We start from the raw sequence: 26,785 nt of genomic DNA on the forward strand, positions 1-26,785 counted from the left end.
ATGAATGCTGAAGACTCCTTGAAACTTGCTCGCCGGTTTATCGGGTTGCCCCTGGAAAAGCGCCAGATGTTCCTCGCGGCCCTGCACAAGGAGGGCGTGGATTTCGCCCGTTTTCCGATACCTCAAGGGGTCGAGGCCGATGATCGGCAGGCGCTGTCCTACGCGCAGCAGCGTATGTGGTTTCTCTGGCAGCTGGACCCGCACAGCGGCGCCTACAACTTGCCCGGTGCGGTGCGCCTGACGGGGCGCCTGAGCCTGGCCGCCCTCGACGCGGCGTTTGCCAGCCTGGTGGCGCGCCACGAAACCCTGCGCACGGTGTTCCAGCGGCAGGCCGACGACAGCCTGCTGCAAGTGCCGGCCGAAGCGCCGCTGGTGATCGAACACGTGGATTTCCGCGGTCTCGCCGCGCCCGAGCGCGAAGTCGCGGTGGCCGACGCCGCTCAGCAACAATCCTTGCAACCGTTCGATCTGGCCGTCGGCCCGCTGCTGCGGGTCAAGTTGCTCAAGCTCGACGAACAGGAGCACGTGCTGCTGTTGACCCTGCACCACATCGTTTCCGATGGCTGGTCGATGAACGTGCTGATCGACGAATTCATCCGTTGCTATGACGCCCATGAAGCCGGCCAGTCGCCGCAACTGGCGCCGTTGCCGATCCAGTACAGCGACTACGCACTGTGGCAGCGCCGCTGGCTGGAGGCGGGCGAGCAGGCCCGGCAGCTGGAATACTGGCAGGCGCAACTGGGCAATGAGCACCCGGTGCTGGAGTTGCCAACCGATCACCCGCGCCCGGCGATGTCGAGCTATCGCGGCACGCGGTATGAATTCACTATCGACGGCGCGCTCGCGGAACAACTGCGCAGCAGCGCCCAACAGCACAACATCACTTTGTTCATGTTGCTGCTTGGCGCCTTCAATGTGCTGCTGCATCGCTACACCGGGCAGTCGGACATTCGCGTCGGCGTGCCGATCGCCAACCGTAACCGGGGGGAAATCGAAGGCCTGATCGGCTTCTTCGTCAACACCCAGGTATTGCGTACCGAACTGGACGGACAGACGCGCGTCGCTGATCTGTTGCGTGCCGTCAAAGAGACCGCACTCGGTGCCCAGGCTCATCAGGACTTGCCGTTCGAGCGGCTGGTCGAAGCGCTGAAACTGGAACGCAGCCTCAGCCACACGCCGCTGTTCCAGGTGATGTACAACCATCAGCCGCAAGTCGCCGACATCAGCACCGTGAGCACGGCTTCCGGGCTGGAGCTGGGCGTCATCGAATGGCAGGGGCGCACCACCCAGTTCGATCTGACCCTGGACACCTACGAGAAGGGCGGCAGACTGCACGCCGCGCTGACTTACGCCAACGATCTGTTCGACCCGCAGACCATCACGCGCATGGCGCAGCACTGGTTGAACCTGTTGCGTGGCATGGTGCAGAACAGCAATCAGCGCATCAGCGATCTGCCGCTGCTGGAAGCGGCTGAATACCAACGCATGGTGTTCGACTGGAACAGCGTGGACGCCGGCACTGCCGAGGCGTCGAGCATCCATCGCTTGATCGAGCAACAGGTTGCCGCCCAGCCGGACGCGCTGGCCGTGACCTTTGGCGAGCGAACCTTCACCTATGCCGAGATCGATGCGCGGGCCAATGCGCTGGCGCACAAACTGATCGAGTGCGGCGTCAGTCCGGAAGTCCGGGTCGGCGTTGCCATGCAGCGTTCCGACAGCCTGCTGGTGGCATTGCTGGCGGTGCTCAAGGCCGGCGGCGCCTATGTTCCCCTGGACCCGGATTATCCGGCGGATCGTGTTGCCTACATGCTTGAAGACAGCCGCGCGCTGGTGCTGCTGACCGAGCACGCCGTGGCCGAGACCCTCTCCGTCAGCGCCGAAACCCAGGTGCTGTTGCTGGACCGGATCGGCGCAGAACTGGCGGCGTATCCGTCCCGTGCGCCCGTCACGGCGGTGACACCGGACAACCTCGCCTACGTGATCTACACCTCCGGCTCCACCGGCAAACCGAAAGGCGTGGCCATCGCGCACCGCAACGTGCAGGCCTTGATCGACTGGTCGCGCACGGTCTACAGCCGCGATGACATTCAAGGTGTGCTGGCGTCGACGTCGGTGTGTTTCGACCTGTCTGTGTGGGAGCTGTTTGTCACCCTCGCCAACGGCGGCTCGCTGATCATCGCGCGCAATGCCCTGGAGTTGCCGCAACTGCCGGCGCGCGATCAGGTGCGGTTGATCAACACCGTGCCTTCGGCGATCAATGCCTTGCAGCGCGACGGTGCGATCCCGTCGAGCGTGCGCATCATCAACCTCGCGGGCGAGCCGCTGAAGCAAAGCCTGGTGGAAGCGCTGTATCAGCAGGCCAGCGTCGAGCACGTCTACGACCTGTACGGCCCGTCGGAGGACACTACGTATTCCACCTGGACCCGTCGTGCGGCGGGCGGTACGCCGAGCATCGGTCGACCACTGACCGGCACCGCCAGCTATCTGCTGGACGCCGATCTGCAACCGGTGCCGCAAGGCGCGGCAGCCGAACTGTATCTGGCGGGGGCTGGCATCACCCGTGGCTATCTGGGCCGCGCGGCGATGACCGCCGAGAAGTACGTGCCCAATCCATTCGCCAGCAATGGCGAGCGGCTGTACCGCACCGGCGACCTGACCCGTTATCAGGCCGATGGCGCGCTGCAATACGTTGGCCGGATCGACCATCAGGTGAAGGTGCGCGGCTTCCGCATCGAACTCGGCGAAATCGAAGCGCGGCTGTTGCAGCAGGGCGCGGTGCGCGAGCTGGCGGTGCTGGCTCAGGAAGGCGCCAGCGGCCAGCAATTGGTGGCCTACATCGTGCCGACCGACGCGGCCGTGCTGGCGGCGGATGCCGATGCCCAGGCAAGCCTGCGCGAAACCCTGAAAGCGGCGCTGCGCCGACATTTGCCGGACTACATGGTGCCGGCGTACCTGCTGTTCCTCGAGCAATTGCCGCTGACGCCCAACGGCAAACTCGATCGCAAGGCGTTGCCGGCCGTCGATGGCAGCCAGCAACAACGCGAACACGTGGCGCCCCGCAGCGCCCTGGAAAAAGCCCTGGCGGCGATCTGGCAGGACGTGTTGTCGATTGAAAACGTCGGCCTCGAAGACAACTTCTTCGAACTGGGCGGCGACTCCATTGTGTCGATGCAAGTGGTCAGCCGTGCCCGTCAGGCCGGGATCGTGCTGAGCCCCAAAGAACTGTTCCAGCACCAGACTATCCGTAGCCTGGCGCAAGTCGCCCGTCAGGGCCAACAGACGCTGATCGACCAAGGCCCGGCCGTGGGCGCCGTGGCGCTGGCACCGGTTCAGCAGTGGTTCTTCGAACAGGACATTCCTCAGCGTCAGCACTGGAACCAGTCGCTGTTGCTGGCGGCGCAACAGCCTGTGGACGCTGGCGCGCTGGAGCGCGCGCTGAGTCAGTTGCTCAACCATCACGACGCGCTGCGCCTGCGCTACGAATCGACTGCCGAGGGCTGGCAGCAGGCGTACGCTGCGCCAACCAGCGAGTCGGTGTTGTGGCAGCGCAGCGCGCAATCGCAGGAAGATCTCAAGGCCTTGTGCGATGAAGCTCAGCGCAGTCTGGACCTGAGCAATGGGCCATTGTTGCGCTCGATGCTGGTGAATATGGCCGATGGCGGCCAGCGTCTGCTGCTGGTTGCGCATCACCTGGTGATCGACGGCGTGTCGTGGCGCGTGTTGCTGGAAGACCTGCAAGCTGCTTACACCCAGGCCCTGAGCGGCGCGGCCAGCGCCTTGCCGGGCAAGACCAGTTCGTATCAGCAGTGGGTCGCACGCCTGCAAGGACACCTGCCGACTTTCGCCGAAAGCCTCGATTACTGGCAGGCGCAGCTGCGTGACGCACCGCGTGCCGAACTGCCTTGCGAGCGTCCTGACGGCGCACTGGAAAACCGTTTCGAAGACAAGGTTGAGCTCAAGCTCAGCGCCGAGCAGACCCGCAAGTTGCTGCAACAGGCTCCGGCGGCCTATCGCACCCAGGTCAACGACCTGCTGCTGACCGCGCTGGCCCGCGTGGTCTGCCGCTGGAGCGGCCAGGCCAGCACCCTGATTCAACTGGAAGGTCACGGTCGCGAAGACCTGTTCGATGACATCGACCTGACCCGCACCCTTGGCTGGTTCACCAGCCTGTTCCCAGTCAATCTTCGCCCGGCGGACAACCTGGGCGCTTCGATCAAGGCCATCAAGGAACAACTGCGTGCCGTGCCGGACAAAGGCCTGAGCTACGGCGCACTGCGTTATCTGGCGGACGCGCAAACGGCGGCGTCGCTGAACAGCGACGTCAAACCGCGCATCACCTTCAACTACCTCGGCCAGTTCGACCGTCAGTTCGATGAAGCGGCACTGTTTGTGCCGTCCGGTGAAGGGGGGGGGGAAGCGCAGGATCCGTCGGCGCCGCTGGCCAACTGGCTGACGGTCGAAGGCCAGGTGTACGGCGGCGAGCTGGCGCTGAACTGGGGCTTCAGCCGGGAGATGTTCGACACGGCGACCGTGCAGCAACTGGCGGATCAATACGCCCTTGAACTCAATGCCCTGATCGACCATTGCTGTGCGCTCGAAGCGCCGCAAGCGACGCCGTCGGACTTCCCGCTGGCACGGGTGACCCAGGCGCAACTCGATGCGCTGCCGGTGCCGGCCGGTGAACTGGAGGATCTCTATCCGCTGTCGCCGATGCAGCAGGGCCTGCTGTTCCATACCCTGTACGAGCAAGCGGCGGGCGAGTACATCAACCAGATGCGCGTCGACGTTCAAGGCATCGATCCACAACGTTTCCGCGATGCGTGGCAAGCCACTGTAGATGCTCAGGACATCCTGCGCAGCGGGTTTGTCTGGCAGGGCGAGTTGGCCGAGCCGGTGCAAATCGTCCACAAACAGGTGCAGTTGCCGTTCACGTCGCTGGACTGGCGCACCCGTGATGATCAGCCACAAGCCCTCGCGGCGCTGGCCGATGCCGAGCGCCAACAAGGTTTCGACCTGACCTGCGCGCCGTTGCTGCGTCTGGTGCTGGTGCAGACCGGCGCCGAGCAGTGGCATCTGATCTACACCCATCACCACATCCTGATGGACGGCTGGAGCAACTCGCAGTTGCTCGGTGAGGTGTTGCAGCGCTACAGCGGGCAGATTCCGGCGAATGCCGGCGGCCGCTATCGCGACTACATTGCCTGGTTGCAACGTCAGGACGCTCGACTCAGCGAAAACTTCTGGGGCGAGCAACTGGCCGCCCTGCAAGAGCCGACCCGTCTGGCCCGTGTGGCCTCGACCAGCGACGGCCAGAGCGGTCACGGCGATCACTTCCAGACCCTCGACGTGGCGCAAACCCGTGTGCTGGAAACCTTCGCCCGCCAGCAGAAAGTCACCGTCAACACCTTGATCCAGGCCGCGTGGCTGCTGTTGCTGCAACGCTACACCGGTCACGAAGCGGTGGCGTTCGGGGCCACGGTCGCCGGGCGTCCGGCGGACTTGCCGGGTATCGAGCAGCAAGTCGGACTGTTCATCAACACCTTGCCAGTGATCGGTGCGCCGCGTCCCGATCAACGCGTGGGCCACTGGCTGCAAACCGTGCAGGCGCAGAACCTCGGCCTGCGCGATTTCGAGCACACGCCGCTGGCGGACATTCAGCGTTGGGCCGGGCAGGGCGGTGAAGCGCTGTTCGACAACATTCTGGTGTTCGAAAACTACCCGATTGCCCAGGCCCTGAAGCAAGGCGCCGATCAGGGCGTGGTGTTCGGCGAAGTCGCCAACCTGGAACAGACTCACTATGCGTTGAGCGTCGCCGTCACGCTCGGTGAACAACTGGCGCTGCACTACAGCTTCGACCGTGGTCATTTCGCCCCCGCTGCCATCGAAGGCATCAGCGCGCACCTGCTGCAATTGCTGGAGCAGTTTGCTGTGTCGGCCGAGCGCAGCCTCGGTGAAATTGCCCTGGCCGATGCCGGCGAACACGCCCGCCAACAAGCCGATAACCACCCGCAGCCGTACCCGGTGGACATCGCTGTGCACCAGCGGATCAGCGCCCTGGCCGCTGAGCGTCCGCAGCGCACGGCGGTGATTTTCAACGGCCAGCACTTCAGCTATGGCGAGATCGATCAGCGCGCCAATCAACTGGCCCACGCGCTGATTGCACGCGGTGTCGGTGCCGAAACCCGGGTCGGCGTAGCCTTGCCGCGCAGCGAATCAGTGATCGTTGCCTTGCTGGCCGTGCTCAAGGCGGGCGGTGCCTATGTGCCGCTGGACACCAGCTATCCGCGCGAGCGTCTGGCGTACCTGATCGAGGATTCGGGGCTGGCGCTGCTGATCAGCGATTCGCCGGTGTCGGCGCAACTGCCGGTCGCCGAATCGGTACCGGTGCTGGAACTGGACCGCCTCGACTTGCGCGAGTGGCCGATCAAGGCACCGCAGGTGCAGCTCGATCCGGACAACCTCGCCTACGTGATTTACACCTCCGGTTCTACCGGCAATCCGAAGGGTGTCAGCGTTGCCCACGGTCCGCTGGCGATGCACTGCCAGGCCATCGGTCAGCGTTATGAAATGCGTGACAGCGACTGCGAATTCCACTTCATGTCGTTCGCCTTCGACGGTGCCCACGAGCGCTGGCTGACCAGCCTGACCCACGGTGCCTCGCTGCTCATCCGCGACGACACGCTGTGGACCCCGGAGCAGACGTACAACGCAATGCGCGAACACGGCGTGACCGTGGTCGCGTTCCCGCCGGTGTACTTGCAACAACTGGCCGAACACGCCGAGCGCGAGGGTCATCCACCCAAGGTGCGCATTTACTGCTTCGGCGGTGACGCGGTGCCGAGCGCCAGTTTCGAACGGGTCAAACGCGCCCTTGATCCGGACTACATCATCAACGGTTACGGGCCGACCGAAACCGTGGTCACGCCGCTGATCTGGAAGGCCGGCCGCGAAGTGCCGTGCGGTGCAGCCTACGCGCCGATCGGCAGCCGTATCGGCGACCGCAGCGCCTATGTGCTTGACGCCGATCTGAACCTGTTGCCGCAAGGCATGGCCGGTGAGTTGTACCTTGGCGGCACGGGCCTGGCGCGCGGTTACCTCAACCGTCCGGGGCTGACGGCGGAGCGTTTCGTCGCGGATCCGTTCAGCCACACCGGCGGTTTGCTGTACCGCACCGGCGACCTGGTGCGCCAGCGCGCCGACGGCACTTTCGACTACCTGGATCGCATCGACAATCAGGTGAAGATCCGTGGTTTCCGGATCGAACTGGGGGAAATCGAAGCCTGCCTGCAAGCCCTCGACGGCGTGCGCGAAGCGGTGGTCGTGGCCCAGGAAGGCAGCGCCGGCAGCGGCAAGCGTCTGGTGGCCTACGTGGTCGGTGATTCGGCCCGCGAGGATTTCGCCGAAGACCTGCGCGAGCAACTCAAAGCCACGCTACCGGCGCACATGGTGCCGGCCTACGTGCTGCGTCTGGAACGCATGCCGCTGACGCCGAACGGCAAACTCGACCGCAAGAACCTGCCGAAACCGGATGTCAGCCAACTGCAACAAGCCTACGTCGCGCCGCAAACCGTGCTGGAGCAGCACCTGGCGACGATCTGGCAGGACGTGCTGAAGCTTCAGCAGGTGGGTGTCAGCGACAACTTCTTCGAGCTGGGTGGCGATTCGATCATCTCGATCCAGGTGGTCAGTCGTGCGCGGCAGGCCGGGATCCGCTTCACGCCGAAAGACCTGTTCCAGCACCAGACCATTGCTGCACTGGCGGCGGTGGCCAAAGTGGGCGAGCAGGCGCAAGCGATCGATCAGGGCCCGGTGACTGGCGCGCTGCCGTTGCTGGCGGTGCAGCAGGCCTTCTTCGAACAGGACATCCCCGAGCGTCAGCACTGGAACCAGGCGGTGATGCTCAAGCCGACTCAGCTGGTGCAGGCGGCGGCGCTGGAGCAGGCGCTGAACGCGCTGGTCGCGCACCACGATGCTTTGCGCCTGAGTTTCGTCGAGCAGGCCGATGGCTGGCACGCCGAGTACCGCGACGTCGACAGCCGTGACGACGCTCTGCTGTGGACTGTCGATGTGGCCGATGGCGCCGCGCTGGAAGCGGTGGCCAACGAGGCGCAACGCAGCCTCGATCTGCAAGCCGGGCCGCTGCTGCGTGCAGTGCTGGCGAACCTCGACGACGGCAGCCAGCGGTTGTTGCTGGCGATCCATCACCTGGTGGTGGACGGCGTGTCGTGGCGGATTCTGTTCGATGATCTGCAAAGCGCTTACCGGCAGATTGCAGCGGGTGAGTCCCTGCAATTGCCGGCTAAAACCAGCGCCGCCAAGGCCTGGGCCGAGCACCTGCAGACCTACGCCCGCAGCAGCGAGCTGCGCGCCGAACTGGCGTATTGGCAGGAGCAGCTTCAAGGCGCCGATGTCGCGCTGCCGCTGGACAACGCCGACGGTGGTCTGCAAAACCGTCACGCGCTGACCGTGCGTACCCGTCTGGACAAGGCCCTGACCCGTCAGTTGTTGCAGGACGCTCCGGCGGCCTATCGCACCCAGGTCAATGACCTGCTGTTGACCGCACTGGCCCGCGTGATGGTGCGCTGGACAGGCGCCGACAGTGCGCTGATTCAACTCGAAGGCCATGGCCGTGAAGAGCTGTTCGACAGCCTCGACCTGACCCGCACCGTGGGCTGGTTCACCACCGTGTACCCGGCCAGACTGACGCCGGTGGCAGGGCTGGGCGCGTCGCTGAAACAGATCAAGGAGCAACTGCGCGCGATCCCCAACAAAGGCATCGGTTTCGGTGCGCTGGCGTATCTGGGCGAGGAGGCGGATCGTGCCGCCCTCGCGCAGCTGCCGGTTCCGCGCCTGACCTTCAACTACCTGGGCCAGTTCGACGGCAGCTTCGACGCCGCCGATGGCGCGCTGTTCGTGCCGTCCAGCGAAGCGGCGGGCGATGAGCTGGATGCCAATGCGCCGCTGGCCAACCAGTTGGCGCTCAACGGCCAGGTGTATGGCGGCGAACTGAACCTGGGCTGGACGTTCAGCCATGAGATGTTCGATGAGGCAACGATTCAGCGTCTGGCCGATGATTACGCCCAGGAACTGCAAGCGCTGATCGCGCATTGCTGCCAGGCCGGTCATCACGGGGTCACGCCGTCGGACTTCCCGCTGGCGCGCTTGAGCCAGGCTCAACTGGACGGCTTGCCGCTGGCGCCGCAGTCGATCGAAGACGTTTATCCGCTGTCGCCGATGCAGCAGGGCATGCTGTTTCACGCGGTGTATGAAGAGTCCACCGGCAACTACATCAACCAGATGCGCCTGGACGTCGAAGGCCTCGACCCCGAGCGTTTCCATCAGGCCTGGCAGGCCGCCGTCGATGCGCACGACATTCTGCGTACGCGGTTCGTCTGGCAGGGCGAGCTGGATGCGCCGGTGCAAGTGGTCAGCAAGCACGCGCAAATGCCTTACAGCCTGCACGATTGGCGTGCACAGCCGCAGCGGGAAGACGCGTTGCAGACCCTGGCTGACGCCGAGCGTCAGAGCCTGGACCTGAATGCGTCGACCCTGCTGCGTCTGGTGATCGTACGTATTGATGATCAGCGTCATCACTTGATCTACACCAACCACCACATCCTGATGGATGGCTGGAGCAACTCGCAGTTGCTCGGCGAAGTGCTGCAACGCTACAGCGGCAAGTTCAGTGCCGCGCACGCAGGTCGCTACGGCGATTACATCGGCTGGTTGCAGCGTCAGGACGCGGCGGCGAGCGAGGCGTTCTGGCTGCCGGCGTTGCGCACGCTGGACGAGCCGACGCGCCTGGCTCACGCCATCGCCCGGCCGAAAGATGCGCCGGCGGTGCAAGGCTACGGCGACCATTATCGCGTGCTGGACAGCGAGCAGACTGCTCGTCTGGGTGAGTTCGCCCGGGCTTCCAAAGTCACCGTCAACACCCTCGTTCAGGCCGCATGGCTGCTGGTGCTGCAACGCTACACCGGCAAGGCCAGCGTCGCGTTCGGCGCCACCGTGGCGGGGCGTCCGGCGGACTTGCCGGGAATCGAGCAACAGATTGGTCTGTTCATCAACACCTTGCCAGTGATCGCCAGCCCACGGCCCGAGCAATCGCTCGGCAGCTGGCTGCAAGCGGTGCAGGCGCAAAACCTCGCGCTGCGCGAGTTCGAACACACCGCGCTGTTCGATATCCAGCGCTGGGCCGGGCAGGGCGGTGAAGCGCTGTTCGACAACATTCTGGTGTTCGAAAACTACCCGATTGCCCAGGCGCTGGAGCAGGGCGCACCGCAAGGTCTGCGCTTCGGCCCGGTGGCCAACCACGAACAGACCAACTACCCGCTGACCCTGGGCGTAAGCCTGGAAGGCACGCTGGAAGTGCATTACAGCTTTGACCGCGAGCACTTTGCCGACGCCACCGTCGAGCAGTTGGGCGCGCAGTTGAACCACGTGCTGATGCAGATGGCCGCCGGTTCCGATCAACGTTGCCTGGGCGACCTGCAACTGCTCGATGCGGCTGCACGTGAGCTGGCACTCAACGATTGGGGCTATTGCGCCGGGCACTACCCGACTGCGCTGCATGTGCATCAATTGTTCGAACAGCAAGTGCAACGGGCGCCGGATCAGGTCGCGCTGTACTTTGCCGATCAACATCTGACGTACGCCGCACTCAACCAGCAGGCCAACCGTCTGGCGCACACCTTGCGTCAGCGCGGCGTCGGTCCTGACGTGCTGGTGGGGATCGCGGTCGAGCGTTCGCTGGAGATGATTGTCAGCCTGCTGGCGGTGCTCAAGGCCGGCGGCGCCTATGTGCCGCTGGACCCGCAATACCCGGGTGATCGCCTGACCTGCATGATCGAAGACAGCGGCCTGCTCCTTTTGCTGAGCCAGAGCCATTTGCTGGAGCGTCTGCCGCAGGTCGCAGGCGTCGAGGTGCTGTGTGTTGATCGTCAACCAGAGCAGCTCCAAAGCGCTGATCTGCCGAACCTGACCCTGGCCGATAATCTCGCTTACGTGATGTTCACCTCGGGCTCCACCGGGCGTCCGAAAGGCGTGGGGATCAATCAGGCGTCGCTGACCAAGCACGCCTGCGTGACCGTGGACCTGATGGCGTTGACCGCGCAGGACTGCGTGCTGCAATTCTCGACGTTCAACTTCGACGGTTTCGTCGAACAGCTTTACCCGGCGCTGATCACCGGTGCTTCGGTGGTGCTGCGCGGCACCGAGATCTGGGACAGCGAAACCCTGTACAGCGAGATGCTCGACAAGCGCATCAGCGTGATCGACCTGACCACCGCCTACTGGGGCATGCTGGCCAAGGACTTCGCCGAAGTCGGCCCACGTGACTACGGCGTTTTGCGTCAGGTGCATGCCGGCGGTGAAGCGATGCCGCCCGAAGGCATGGCGGCCTGGAACAAGGCCGGTCTGGCCCACGTTCGTTTGCTCAACACCTACGGCCCGACCGAAGCCACCGTGACTGCCACGTCGCTGGATTGTGGCGACTACGTGACCGGTGCCGAGCCGACGCCATCGACCTTGCCGATCGGTTCGGCGTTGCCGGGCCGTTCCATCTACCTGCTGGACATTGCCGGCCAACCGGTGCCGGTCGGCGCGGTGGGCGAGCTGATGATCGGCGGCGAATTGCTCGCTCGCGGTTATTTCAACCGTCCGGACCTGAGCGCCGAGCGCTTCATGCCCGACCCGTTCTCGGTGCAGCCGGGGGCACGTCTGTATCGCACCGGTGACCTGGCGCGGTTCCGGGCCGACGGGGTGATCGAGTACATCGGCCGTGTCGACCATCAGGTGAAGATTCGCGGTTTCCGTATCGAACTGGGTGAAATCGAAGCGCGTCTGCTGGATGCCCCCACCGTCCGCGAAACGCTGGTGATGGCGGTGGCCGGGCCAAGCGGTCAGCAACTGGTGGCCTACGTGGTGCCGACCGACGCCGAACCGGTCATGTCTGACAGCGAGCTGCAAAGCGAACTGCGCCGTGCATTGCGCGAGCAGCTTCAGCAAACCCTGCCGGATTACATGGTGCCGACACACCTGTTGTTCCTGGCAAAAATGCCGCTGTCGCCCAACGGAAAACTCGATCGTCACGCGTTGCCGAAACCCGACGCGGCGCAGGCGCAGCAGGATTACCTGGCCGCCACCAATGCCGCCGAGCAAACGCTGGTGGACATCTGGCAAGCGGTGCTGGGCCTGGCGCAAGTCGGTGTGACCGACAACTTCTTCGAACTGGGCGGTGACTCGATCGTCTCGATTCAAGTGGTCAGCCGCGCCCGTCAGGCGGGTATTCATTTCAGTCCGAAAGACCTGTTCCAGCACCAGACCATTCAAGGTCTGGCCAGCGTCGCGCGGGTCGGCGAGGGCGGTTTTGTCATCGACCAGTCGCCGGTCACCGGTGCATCGCTGTTGCTGCCGGCGCAGTTGCAGTTCTTCGAAGAAGGCGTGGCCGAGCCGCATCACTGGAACCAGTCGGTGCTGCTCAACACCTCGCAGACTCTGGACGCTGCGCATCTGAAAGCTGCCCTCGACGCGTTGATCGAGCATCACGACGCACTGCGCTTGTCGTTTGTGTCGGTTAACGGCCTATGGACCGCGCAACACCTGGCGGTCGACGAGCTGCCGGAGGATCTGCTGTGGCAAACCCAGGTCACAGACGCCGCCGAGCTCGAAGCGCTGGGCCTGGAAGCGCAACGCAGCCTCGCCCTCGGCGGGCCGTTGTTGCGCGCGGTGCTGGCGACGCTGGCGGACGGTACTCAGCGGCTGTTGCTGGTGATCCATCACCTGGTGGTCGACGGCGTTTCGTGGCGTGTTCTGCTGGAAGACCTGCAAGGGCTTTACCAGCAAATCAGCAACGCTCAGCCGGTGAAACTGCCGGCCCGGACCAGCGCGTTCAAAACCTGGGCCGAGCGCCTGCACGCTTATGCAAGCAGTGAAGCGCTGCTGGCCGAGCAACCGTACTGGCTCGAACAGCTGCAAAACGTGTCCAGCCAGTTGCCGGTGGATCATGCCGATGGCAGCTTGCAGAGCCGTCATGAACACACGGTGCAGACCCGACTCGGCGCCGAGCTGACCCGCCAACTGCTGCAAGACGCGCCAGCGGCCTACCGCACCCAGGTCAACGACCTGTTGCTGACCGCACTGGCACGGGTGATCAGCCGTTGGACCGGCGAGGATTCGACGCTGATTCAGCTCGAAGGCCATGGCCGCGAAGACCTGTTCGCCGACATCGACCTGAGCCGCAGCGTCGGCTGGTTCACCAGTCTGTTCCCGGTCAGGCTGACTGCCGGCGTCGAACTCGGCGCTTCGCTCAAAGCGGTCAAGGAGCAACTGCGCGCCATCCCGAACAAAGGCATCGGCTTCGGTGTGTTGCGTTATCTGGGCAGCGATGCGGTACGCGAAACCCTGCGTGCCTTGCCGCAACCGGCGATCACGTTCAATTACCTGGGGCAGTTCGACAGCAGCTTCGACGCGGGGCAGGCCGCCCTGTTCACGCCAGCCAGTGAAGCGCGCGGTGCCGAGCAGAGCCTGGACGCCTTGCTCAGCAGTCCGTTGACCCTTAACGGCGGCATTTATGGCGGCGAATTCAGCCTTGGCTGGACCTTCAGTGAACGCATGTTCGAGCGCGGTACCGTGCAGGCCCTGGCCGACGATTACGCCGATGAACTGACGGCGCTGATCGAACATTGCTGCCGCGACGGCGTGCACGGTGTGACGCCGTCGGACTTCCCGCTGGCGCCGCTGAGCCAGGCACAACTCGATGGGTTGCCGCTGCCGTCGTCGCTGATCGAAGACATCTATCCGCTGTCGCCGATGCAGCAAGGCATGCTGTTCCACACGCTGTACGAGGAAGAGGCCGGCGATTACATCAACCAGACCCGCGCCGATGTGCAGGGGCTGGATGTCGAGCGCTTCCGTGCTGCCTGGCAGGCAGCGTTGCAGGCGCATGACGTACTGCGCAGCGGATTCCTGTGGCAGGGCGAGCGTCCGGTGCAGGTGGTGCATAAACAGGTCGAACTGCCGTTCAGCGTGCAGGACTGGCGTGGTCGCCGTGACTATCAGGCCGACCTCGACGCACTGGCCGCGCAGGAGCGCAAACGGGGCTTCGAACTGACCGCTGCGCCGTTGCTGCGCCTGTGTCTGGTGCGCATCGATGATGACACCTGTCACCTGATCTACACCAACCATCACATCCTGATGGATGGCTGGGGCAACTCGCAGTTGATGGGCGAAGTGCTGCACCGCTACAGCGGTCAGCCGCTGGCGCAATCGGTGGGACGTTATCGCGACTACATCGCCTGGCTGCAACGTCAGGACGGCAGCGTCAGCGAGTCTTTCTGGAAAACCCAGTTGGCCGACCTGCAAGAGCCGACCCGTCTGACTCAGGCCATCGCCCGTCGTGATGACCTGATGGACGTCGCGGGGTATGCCGATCATCAGCGCGTCATGAATGCCGCTGCCACCCGGCAACTGGCCGAGTTCGCCCGTGAGCAGAAAGTCACCCTCAACACCCTGGTGCAAGCGGCGTGGCTGCTGTTGCTGCAACGCTACAGCGGTCAGGACACGGTCGCCTTCGGTGCAACGGTGGCCGGGCGTCCGGCGGATCTCAAAGGCATCGAGCAGCAGATCGGGCTGTTCATCAACACCTTGCCGGTGATCGGCACCCCGCGAGCCGAGCAGAGTGTCGGCCAGTGGTTGCACACCGTGCAGACGCAAAACCTGAGCCTGCGCGAGCACGAACACACGCCGCTGTTCGAGATCCAGCGCTGGGCCGGCAAGGGCGGTGACGCCCTGTTCGACAGCATTCTGGTGTTCGAGAACTACCCGGTATCGGAGGCCATGCAACAGGGTGCGCCGGCCGGATTGCGCTTCACCGACGTCACCAACCACGAGCAGACCAACTACCCGTTGACTCTCGCCGTGAGCATGGGCGACACCCTGTCGCTGCACTTCAGCTACGGCCGTGCGCATTTTGCCGAAGTCGACATTGCGCGACTGGGCGAACACTTGCACAACCTGCTGACGCAGATGATGCAGGGCGGCGCTTTGGCGTTGGGCCAACTGGAGTTGCTCTCCAGCGAGGAGCAACAGCAGCAGGTCGAACAATGGAACGCCACGACCACCGAATACCCGCTGTCGCGCAGCGTGCATTCGCTGATCGAGGATCAGGTACGTGCTACCCCGGACGCTCTGGCGCTGGTGTTCGGCGAACAACGTTTGACCTATGCCCAGCTCAACGCCCGGGCCAATCGGCTGGCAGATGTGTTGATCGAACACGGTGTCGGCCCGGAAGTGCTGGTCGGGATTTCGGTCGAGCGCTCGCTGGAAATGGTTGTCGGTTTGCTGGCGATTCTCAAGGCCGGCGGTGCCTATCTGCCGCTGGATCCTGAGTACCCGCAGGATCGTCTGGCCTACATGTTCGAGGACAGCGGGGTTGCGCTGTTGCTGACCCAAAGTCATCTGCTGGCGCAACTGCCGGTTCCGGCCGGGCTGCACAGTCTGGTGCTGGATCAGGACGGTGATTGGCTCGAAGGTCGCAGCGAAGCCAACCCGGCGCTGAACATCGATCCGGAAAACCTCGCCTACGTGATCTACACCTCGGGCTCGACCGGCAAACCGAAAGGCGCGGGCAACCGCCACTCGGCGCTGGTCAACCGTTTGTGCTGGATGCAGCAGGCCTATCAGCTGACGGCTGACGACAGCGTGCTGCAGAAGACCCCGTTCAGCTTCGACGTGTCGGTGTGGGAGTTCTTCTGGCCGCTGATGACCGGTTCTTCCTTGGTGGTCGCGGCGCCGGGCGCGCACCGTGATCCGGCGCAACTGATTCAGGTCATCACCGAACAGCGCATTACCACGCTGCACTTTGTGCCGTCGATGTTGCAGGCGTTCCTCCAGGATCCGGCGGTGGCCGAATGCACCAGCCTGACCCGAATCGTGTGCAGCGGCGAAGCCTTGCAGGTCGATGCGCAGCAGCAGGTGTTCGCCAAGTTGCCGAACGCCGGGCTGTTCAACCTGTACGGCCCGACCGAAGCGGCCATCGACGTGACCCACTGGACCTGCCGCGACGAAGGCCGTGACAGCGTGCCGATCGGTCAGCCGATTGCCAACCTCAGCACTTACATCCTCGACAACAGCCTGGCGCCGTTGCCGGTCGGTGTGATCGGCGAGCTATATCTGGGCGGCGAAGGCCTGGCCCGTGGTTACCACCGTCGTCCGGCGCTGACCGCCGAACGCTTTGTTACCAGCCCGTTCGGTGACGGCCAGCGCCTGTACCGCACCGGCGACCTGGCGCGCTATCGCGCCGACGGCGTGATCGAGTACGCCGGGCGCATGGACCATCAGGTGAAGATCCGTGGCCTGCGTATCGAACTGGGCGAAATCGAAGCGCGTCTGGCCGAGCACGATGACGTGCGCGAGACCGTGGTCATCGCCCAGGACGGCTCGTTGCTGGTGGGTTATGTGGTGCCGAACGACGCCCGTCTGGTGGATGCCGACGAGGCCAGTCGCAGCGAACTGGTCCAGCGTCTTAAAGAACACCTCGCCCGGAACGTTCCTGACTATATGGTTCCGCTGCACTGGGTGCTGCTGGCGAAAATGCCGGTCAGCCCGAACGGCAAACTCGAACGCAAGGCACTGCCCAAGTTCGATGCCAGCCAGGCGCAGCAGGCCTTTGTCGCGCCGTCCACTGAACTGCAACAACAAGTGGCGGCGATCTGGCAGGACGTGCTGCAACTGGAGCGCATCGGCCTCAACGACAACTTCTTCGAACTGGGCGGCCACTCCTTGTTGGCCGTCACCGTGGTTTCGCGCCTGCAACTGGAACTGGGCCTGAAGCTGACACCGCAATTGATTTTCCAGCACCCCGCGCTTGGCGATTTCGTCAGCCAGCTGGACGCCGCCGATGAGCAAGTCGATATGTTGAAACTGAGCAAGCTGGAATCCCTGCTTGATGAAATGGAGGAGGCTTGATGGATAGGAATGTCGCACTGAAGATTGCCAGGCGGTTCATTTGTCTGCCCCTGGAAAAGCGCACGCTCTATCTTGAAAAGATGCTCCAGGAAGGGGTTTCCCCCGCGAACCTGCCGATCCCGCAGACCCGCGAGGAATTCACCGCGATCCCGTTGTCCTTCGCTCAGGACCGGCAATGGTTTGTCTGGCAGATGGACCCGCACAGTGCGGCCTACAACATTCCGACCGCGCTGCAGTTGCGCGGCACCCTCGACGTGCCGGCGCTGGAGCGTGCGTTCAACGCCGTGATCGCCCGTCACGACAGCCTGCGCACCACCTTCGGTCAGGACGACGAGGGCTCTGTGCAGGTGATTCACGCGCAGCTGCCGCTGACGATTGCGGTGGATGCGCTGGATAGCGCGGCGGATCCGGCGCAACGCGAGCAGCAGATTCAGGCTTACATCAACGAACAGTTGCACCTTCCGTTCGATCTGCAGACCGGTCCGCTGATGCGCGCCAACCTGCTGCGTCTGGCGGATGACGAGCATGTGCTAGCCGTCACCGTGCACCACATTGCGGCCGATGGCTGGTCGATGCGGGTCATGGTCGAAGAGCTGGTGCAGCTGTATTCCGGTTATGCACAGGGGCGCGATGTCAGCCTCGCCGAATTGCCGATCCAGTACGCCGACTACGCCATCTGGCAGCGGCACTGGATGGAGGCGGGCGAGCGGGCGCGGCAACTGGCTTACTGGCAGGAACAACTGGGCACCGACCATTCGGTGCTGCAACTGCCGACCGATTTTCCTCGACCGTCGGTGCAGAGCTTCCGTGGCCAGCGGCTCGATGTGAGCCTCGACAGCCAATTGGCTGCCGGTTTGAAAACCCTTGCCCAGCGCGAAGGCATGACCGTGTTCATGGTCTTGCTGGCCTCGTTCCAGGCCTTGTTGCACCGCTACAGCGGCCAGAACGAAATCAGCGTCGGCGTGCCCAACGCCAACCGCAACCGGGTCGAGACCGAGCGCCTGATCGGCTTCTTCGTCAACACCCAGGTGCTCAAGGCACGCATTGACCCGCAGGCGAGTTTTCGCAGCCTGCTGCAACAGGTCAAGCAATCGGCGATGGGCGCCCAGGCGCATCAGGAACTGCCGTTCGAACAGTTGGTGGAAGCCCTGCAACCGGAACGCAGCCTGAGCCACAGCCCGCTGTTCCAGGTGATGTTCAACCACCAGAATCTGGCGACTGGCGAGTCGCAGCGAGGCGCGCGTCTGCCGGGTCTGCAAATCGATCCGCTGAGCATGGCCAGCCAGACTGCTCAGTTCGACCTGAGCCTGGACACCTTCGAGACCCCGCAAGGCCTTGGCGCTCAACTGACCTTTGCCACCGATCTGTTCAGCGCCGCGACCATCGAACGGATGGCCGCGCATTGGCAAAACCTGTTGGCAGCGGTTGTGGCCGACGCGAGTTGCTCGCTGGCCGAACTGGTGTTGCTCGACAGCGCAGAACGCGAGCTGATTGTCGAAGGCTGGAACGCCACCGCCACCGAATACCCGCTGTCGCGCAGCGTGCATTCGCTGATCGAAGATCAGGTGCGCGCCACGCCGGACTCGCTGGCGCTGGTGTTCGGCGAGCAACGTCTGACCTACGCCCAGCTCAACGCCCGCGCTAATCAGTTGGCAGATGTATTGATCGAACACGGTGTTGGCCCGGAAGTGCTGGTCGGCATCTCGGTCGAGCGTTCGCTGGAAATGGTTGTCGGCCTGTTGGCAATTCTCAAGGCGGGCGGTGCGTATCTGCCGCTGGATCCGGAGTATCCGCAGGATCGTCTGGCCTACATGTTCGAGGACAGCGGCATTGCCTTGCTGCTGACCCAAAGTCATCTGCTGGCACAACTGCCGGTTCCGGCCGGGTTGCGCAGTCTGGTGCTCGATCAGGACGGTGACTGGCTGGAAGGTCGCAGCGAAGCCAATCCGGAGCTGAACCTCGATCCGGAAAACCTCGCGTACGTGATCTACACCTCCGGCTCGACCGGCAAACCGAAAGGCGCGGGCAACCGTCATTCGGCGCTGGTCAACCGCCTGTGCTGGATGCAGCAGGCCTATCAACTGACGGCTGACGACAGCGTGCTGCAAAAGACCCCGTTCAGCTTCGACGTGTCGGTGTGGGAATTCTTCTGGCCGCTGATGACCGGTTCTTCGTTGGTGGTGGCTGCTCCGGGTGCGCACCGGGATCCGGCGCAACTGATTCAGGTGATCACCGAACAACGCATCACCACGCTGCACTTTGTGCCGTCGATGTTGCAGGCGTTCCTGCAGGATCCGGCGGTGGCCGAATGCACCAGCCTGACCCGGATCGTGTGCAGCGGTGAAGCGTTGCAGGTCGATGCGCAGCAGCAGGTGTTCGCCAAGTTGCCGAACGCCGGACTGTTCAACCTCTACGGTCCGACCGAAGCGGCGATCGACGTCACCCACTGGACGTGCCGCGACGAAGGTCGCGACAGCGTGCCGATCGGTCAGCCGATTGCCAACCTCAGCACCTACATCCTCGACAACAGCCTGGCGCCGTTGCCGGTGGGTGTGATCGGCGAGTTGTACCTGGGCGGCGAAGGCCTGGCCCGGGGTTACCACCGTCGTCCGGCGCTGACCGCCGAACGCTTTGTTACCAGCCCGTTCGGTGACGGCCAGCGCCTGTACCGCACCGGCGACCTGGCGCGCTATCGCGCCGACGGCGTGATCGAGTACGCCGGGCGCATGGACCATCAGGTAAAGATCCGTGGCCTGCGCATCGAACTGGGCGAAATCGAAGCCCGCCTGGCCGAACACGATGACGTACGCGAGACCGTGGTCATCGCTCAGGATGGTTCGTTGCTGGTGGCCTACGTGGTGCCCGACGACGAAGCGTTGTTGAGTGCCGACGACGCCACACACAGCGCGAAAAACCTCGAACTCAAGGCGCATCTGGGGCAGAGCCTGCCGGAGTTCATGGTGCCGCAGCACTGGGTCTGGCTGGAAAAAATGCCGGTCAGCCCCAACGGTAAACTCGAACGCAAGGCGTTGCCGAAGTTTGATGCCAGCACCCTGCAAAACACCTTTGTCGCGCCGCAGACCGACCTGCAAAAACACGTCGCGACGATCTGGCAGGACGTGCTCAAGCTCGAACGCGTCGGCCTGACCGACAACTTCTTCGAGCTGGGCGGGCATTCGCTGCTGGTGACCCAGGTGGTGTCGCGCATCCGTCGCACGCTGGATATTCAGGTGCCGCTGCGCACGCTGTTCGAACACAGCAGCCTGGAAGCCTTTGTCCGCGTCCTCGATGCCGATCAGCAGACCACGCAAACCCCGATTCCACAGGTCAGCCGCGAGCAACCGCTGGCGCTGTCCTACGCCCAGGAACGTCAATGGTTCCTGTGGCAGATGGACCCGCAAAGCGCCGCCTACAACATTCCCACCGCGCTGCGCCTGCATGGCGAACTCGATCGTGCGGCTCTGGAGCAAAGCTTCCAGGCGCTGATCCAGCGCCACGAAAGCCTGCGCACGGCGTTTGTCGATACCGACGGGCGCGTGCAGCAAGTGATCCGGCCGAGCGGGCAGGTGGCGTTTTACGAGCAGACGCTGGCCAACGCCACGGATGAGCAGATCAAAGTCTTCGTCGAACAGCAGACCCGGCAGGCGTTCGACCTGTTGGCGGGCGAGTTGCTGCGAGTGGCCTTGCTGCGCATCAGCGACACCGACCATGTGTTGGTCCTGACCCTGCACCACATCGTCTCCGATGGTTGGTCGATGCAGGTGATGATCGAAGACCTGATCGCCTGTTACGCGGCGTTCAGCCAAGGCCGCACGGCCGAGTTGCCGGCGCTGGCGGTGCAGTACGCCGATTACGCGGTGTGGCAACGCGAGTGGATGGACAACGGCGAGCGTGAACGACAGCTGACGTACTGGAAGACTCAACTGGGCAGCCAACAACCGCTGCTGGAAATGCCGGCCGACCATCCGCGTCCCGCCGTGCAGAGCTTCCGCGGTGCGCGCCTGAACGTGACCATCGAACCGGCGCTGGGTGACGCACTCAAGGCGCTGGCGCGGCGTGAAGGCGTGACCGTGTTCATGTTGCTGCTGGCCTCGTTCCAGACCCTGTTGCACCGCTACAGCGGTCAGTCGGATATCCGCGTCGGGGTGCCGATCGCCAACCGCAATCGTCTGGAAATCGAGCGGTTGATCGGCTTCTTCGTCAACACCCAGGTGCTGCGGGCCGAGTTCGATCCGGCGCTGGATTTCGCCCGGTTGCTGCAGCAGGTCAAGCACACCGCGATTGCCGCGCAAATGCATCAGGACCTGCCGTTCGAGCAACTGGTCGATGCCTTGCAGCCTGAACGCAATCTGAGCCACAGCCCGTTGTTTCAGGCGATGTTCAACCATCGCACCGAAGCCGAGTCCGATCTGGTCGCGCAATTGCCGGGGCTGAACCTGCAAAGCCTGAGCTGGGAACACCGGACCGCGCAGTTCGATCTGGCGCTGGACACCGGCGACAGCCCGGAAGGCCTGGATGCGTCCTTTACATACGCTACCGATCTGTTCGAGGCGAGCAGCATCCGGCGCCTCGCCGGGCATTGGCTGAACCTGCTCAACGCCGTCGTGACTGACGCGACACGTCCGTTGGCTGAACTGGTGCTGCTTGACGGTGCAGAACGCGAACTGATTGTCGAAGGCTGGAACGCCACCGCCACTGAATACCCACTGTCACGCAGTGTGCATTCGCTGATCGAGGATCAGGTGCGCGCCACACCGGACGCGCTGGCGCTGGTGTTCGGTGAACAACGCCTGACCTACGCCCAGCTCAACGCCCGGGCCAATCGGCTGGCAGATGTGTTGATCGAACACGGTGTCGGCCCGGAAGTGCTGGTCGGGATTTCGGTCGAGCGCTCGCTGGAAATGGTTGTCGGTTTGCTGGCGATTCTCAAGGCGGGCGGTGCCTATCTGCCGCTGGATCCTGAGTACCCGCAGGATCGTCTGGCCTACATGTTCGAGGACAGCGGCATTGCCTTGCTGCTGACCCAAAGTCATCTGCTGGCGCAACTGCCGGTTCCGGCCGGGCTGCGCAGTCTGGTGCTGGATCAGGAAGGTGATTGGCTCGAAGGTCGCAGCGAAGCCAACCCGGCGCTGAACATCGATCCGGAAAACCTCGCCTACGTGATCTACACCTCGGGCTCGACCGGCAAACCGAAAGGCGCGGGCAACCGCCACTCGGCGCTGGTCAACCGCTTGTGCTGGATGCAACAGGCCTATCAGCTGACCGCTGACGACAGCGTGCTGCAAAAGACCCCGTTCAGTTTCGACGTGTCGGTGTGGGAGTTCTTCTGGCCGTTGATGACCGGTTCGTCACTGGTGGTGGCGGCTCCGGGCGCGCACCGTGATCCGGCGCAACTGATTCAGGTCATCACCGAACAACGCATCACCACGCTGCACTTCGTGCCGTCGATGTTGCAGGCGTTCCTGCAGGATCCGGCGGTGGCCGAATGCACCAGCCTGACCCGGATCGTGTGCAGCGGTGAAGCGTTGCAGGTCGATGCGCAGCAGCAGGTGTTCGCCAAGTTGCCGAACGCCGGACTGTTCAACCTCTACGGTCCGACCGAAGCGGCGATCGACGTCACCCACTGGACTTGCCGCGACGAAGGCCGTGACAGCGTGCCGATCGGTCAGCCGATTGCCAACCTCAGCACCTACATCCTCGACAACAGCCTGGCGCCGTTGCCGATCGGTGTGATCGGCGAACTGTACCTGGGCGGCGAAGGCCTGGCCCGTGGTTACCACCGTCGTCCGGCGCTGACCGCCGAACGCTTTGTTACCAGCCCGTTCGGTGACGGCCAGCGCCTGTACCGCACCGGCGACCTGGCGCGCTATCGCGCCGACGGCGTGATCGAGTACGCCGGGCGCATGGACCATCAGGTAAAGATCCGTGGTCTGCGTATCGAACTGGGCGAAATCGAAGCGCGCCTGGCCGAACACGATGACGTACGCGAGACCGTGGTCATCGCTCAGGACGGTTCGTTGCTGGTGGGCTATGTGGTGCCGAACGACGAATTGCTGCTGGAGGCGGACGATGATCGCCGTCAGGCCTTCCAGCGCCGTCTCAAGGAGCACCTGAGCCAGAGCCTGCCGGAATACATGATTCCGCAACACTGGCTGTTGCTGGCGAAGATGCCAGTCAGCCCGAACGGCAAACTCGAGCGCAAAGCCCTGCCAAAGGCCGATCCGAGCGTCAGCCAGAAAGCCTACAGTGCACCGACCAGTGAGATCGAGCAAGCGTTGGTGGCGATCTGGCAGAACGTGCTGGGCCTGGAGCAGGTGGGCATTCACGACAACTTCTTCGAGCTGGGCGGGGATTCGATCATCTCGATTCAGGTGGTCAGCCGCGCCCGGCAAGCCGGCATTCATTTCAGTCCCAAGGATCTGTTCCTGCACCAGAACGTGCAGAGTCTGGCAGCGGTGGCCAAGGTCGGTGTGGCCGGTCCGAGCATCGATCAGGGCCCGGTAACGGGCGACAGTCCGTTGCTGCCGTTCCAGCAATTGTTCTTCGACAGCGCCATGGCCGAGCCGCATCACTGGAACCAGTCGGTGTTGCTCAAGCCGCGCGAAACGCTGGATGCCGCCCACGTCGAACATGCGTTGCAGGCGCTGCTGGTGCAGCACGATGCCTTGCGATTGGTGTTCAGCCAGCGTGACGGCCAGTGGTCTGCAACTCACCGTGCTCCGGGCAGCGAACCACTGCTCTGGCAACACGCGGTGGCGGATGATGCCGCGCTGGAACAGCTGGGCGAACAGGCGCAACGCAGCCTCGACCTGGAAAACGGCCCATTGCTGCGGGCAGTGTTGGCGACCCTGGCCGACGGCAGCCAGCGCTTGCTGCTGGTGATCCATCACCTAGCGGTCGACGGGGTGTCGTGGCGCATCCTGCTGGAAGATCTGCAACAGGCGTATCAGCAGTTGCAGGCCGGTCAGGCACTCAAGTTGCCGGCCAAGACCAGCGCTGCGAAAGCCTGGGCGCAACGTCTGCAAACCTACGCCGCCAGCCCGGCACTGCAAGCGGAGCTGGGGTTCTGGCAGGCGCAGCTGCAAGGCGCGAAGGTTGAACTGCCGCTGGATCACGCTGACGGTGCACTGCAAACCCGCTACGCCGCGAGCGTCGAAACCCGTCTCGACAAGGAGCAGACCCGCCAACTGCTGCAACAGGCGCCGGCGGCCTATCGCACCCAGGTCAACGACCTGTTGCTGACTGCGCTGGCACGGGTCATTTCCCGCTGGACCGCCAGCGAATCGACCCTGATTCAGCTCGAAGGCCACGGCCGTGAAGACCTGTTCGATGAACTGGATCTGAGCCGCACCGTGGGCTGGTTCACCAGCCTGTTCCCGGTCCGGTTGACCCCGACTGCCGACCTCGCCGGGTCGATCAAGGCAGTCAAGGAGCAACTGCGCGCGATTCCGGCCAAAGGCATCGGTTTCGGTGCGCTGCGTTATCTGGGCGACGACGCGGCGCGTCAGACCCTGCAAGCGCTGCCGATGCCGCGCATCACCTTCAACTATCTGGGGCAGTTCGACGCCGGTTTCGCTGACGATGGCGGTGCATTGTTCAGCCCGGCCAACGAACCGGCCGGTGCCGAGCAGAGCCCGTTGGCGGCGCTGGGTAACTGGCTGACCCTCAACGGTCAGGTGTATGGCGGTCAGTTGAGTGTCGGCTGGACGTTCAGTTCGCAGATGTTCGACACCGCGACCATTCAGGCGCTGGCCGATGCCTACGCGCTGGAACTGAATGCATTGCTGGAGCATTGCTGCCAGCGCGACAGCCACGGCGTTACACCGTCGGACTTCCCGCTGGCGCACCTGACTCAGGTGCAGCTCGATTCGCTGGCGCTGGCGCCGCAACAGATCGAAGACATTTATCCACTGTCGCCGATGCAGCAGGGCATGTTGTTCCACACCCTGTACGAGCAACAGGCCGGCGATTACATCAATCAGATGTGCGTCGACGTTCAAGGCCTGGACATCGAACGCTTCCGTACGGCGTGGCAGGACGCGCTGGATGCCCACGATGTGCTGCGCAGCAGTTTTGTCTGGGACGGTGAATTCCAGCGTCCGGTGCAAGTCATCCACAAGCACCTGACCGTGCCGTTCAGCGTGCTCGACTGGCGTGACCGCGCAGACCTGCCGCAAGCCATCGCCGCCCTGGCGCTGGCCGAACAGCAGCAAGGTTTCGAGCTGGGTACCGCGCCGTTGTTGCGTCTGGTGGTGGTGCGTACCGCGGCCGATAGCTGCCGGCTGATCTACACCAGCCATCACATTTTGATGGATGGCTGGAGCAATTCGCAGTTGCTCGGCGAAGTGCTGCAACGCTACAGCGGTCAGCCACCGGCCGGCGGTGCAGGCCGATATCGCGATTACATTCAGTGGCTGGCCCGACAGGACGCGCAGGTCAGCGAGGCGTTCTGGAACGCGCAACTGGCCGACCTGCAAGAGCCGACCCGACTGGCGCGCGCGTTTGCCGCGGTGCAGCCGGTCAAGGGCCATGGCGAGCGTTTCCATGTGCTGGACGAGGTGCGCACGCGCCAGCTCAACGAGTTTGCCCGTGGCCACAAAGTCACCCTCAACACGCTGGTGCAAAGCGCCTGGTTGCTGCTGTTGCAACGCTTCACCGGGCTCGACACCGTCAGCTTCGGTGCGACCGTGTCCGGGCGTCCGGCGCAACTGGCCGGCGTCGAGCAGCAGATCGGCCTGTTCATCAACACCTTGCCGGTGATCGCCAGTCCGCGTGCCGAACAAACGCTGAGTGCCTGGCTGCAACAGGTGCAGGCGCAGAACCTGGCACTGCGCGAGCAGGAACACACGCCGCTGTTCGAGATTCAGCGCTGGGCCGGGCAGGGCGGTGAAGCGCTGTTCGACAACATCCTGGTGTTCGAAAACTACCCGGTGTCCGAAGCGCTGCAACAAGGTGCGCCGCAGGATCTGCGCTTTGGCGAAGTAGCCAATCACGAACAGACCAACTACCCGCTGACCCTCGCGGTCAGCCTCGACGCACAGCTGTCGCTGCACCTGAGTTTCGACCGTGAGCAATTCGACGGGCGTTCGGTCGAGCAACTGGCGAGCCAGCTCGATCACCTGTTGCAGCAGATGGTGCAGGCACCGGCGTCGACCTGTCTGGGCGAACTGGCCCTGGCGACCGGGCCGATGCTCGCCGCCATCGACGCACCGGCCAGCGAGCATTGCGTGCATCAGTGGTTCGAACAGCAAGTGGCACAAACCCCGGATGCCATCGCCCTGATATTCGAAGACCGACAACTGACTTACACCGAACTCAATGCGGCCGCCAACCGCGTGGCCCACGGCTTGTTGCAACACAACGTCGGCAGCGATGTGCTGGTGGGGATTGCGGTTGATCGTTCGATGGACATGATCATCAGCCTGTTGGCCGTGCTCAAGGCAGGCGGTGCTTACGTGCCGCTGGACCCCGGCTACCCGGCCGACCGGCTGCTGGCGATGATCGAAGACAGCGGCCTGCGCCTGATGCTCAGCCAGCAGCACCTGCTGGAGCGACTGCCTGTGGTGGCCGGTGTGCGCACGCTGACCGTGGACGGCGATGCATGGCCGTCGCTCGACAGCAACCCGTCAGCCGTCGTGCACGGGCAGAGCCTGGCTTACGTGATGTTCACGTCCGGCTCGACCGGGCGCCCGAAAGGCGTGGGCATCAGCCACCAGGCGCTGGCGCGGCACACCCGTGTGTCCGAGGCCTACAAGGGCCTGTCGGCCCGTGATCGGGTGTTGCAGTTTGCGACGTTCAACTTCGACAGTTTTGTCGAGCA

2 protein-coding genes (1 of these 2 cut by a window edge) are annotated in these 26,785 nt (G+C 63.8%); both read left to right on the top strand.

What is annotated here, in order from left to right; translation table 11 throughout:
• On the top strand, positions 1-16,965 hold the full coding sequence (locus tag ACODTD_RS21640; protein WP_489105179.1) for a non-ribosomal peptide synthase/polyketide synthase: 16,965 nt from the start codon (positions 1-3) through the stop codon (positions 16,963-16,965).
• A protein-coding gene (locus tag ACODTD_RS21645) for a non-ribosomal peptide synthase/polyketide synthase (protein ID WP_489105180.1) crosses the window boundary here: on the top strand, positions 16,965-26,785 show its 5' portion. 3,685 nt of this gene lie beyond the right edge of the window; only the first 9,821 of its 13,506 coding nucleotides appear in the window; its start codon is at positions 16,965-16,967; its stop codon lies beyond the right edge, outside the window. The genes ACODTD_RS21640 and ACODTD_RS21645 overlap by 1 nt, the downstream gene beginning before the upstream one ends.

This window comes from Pseudomonas sp. FG35 (assembly GCF_057809295.1).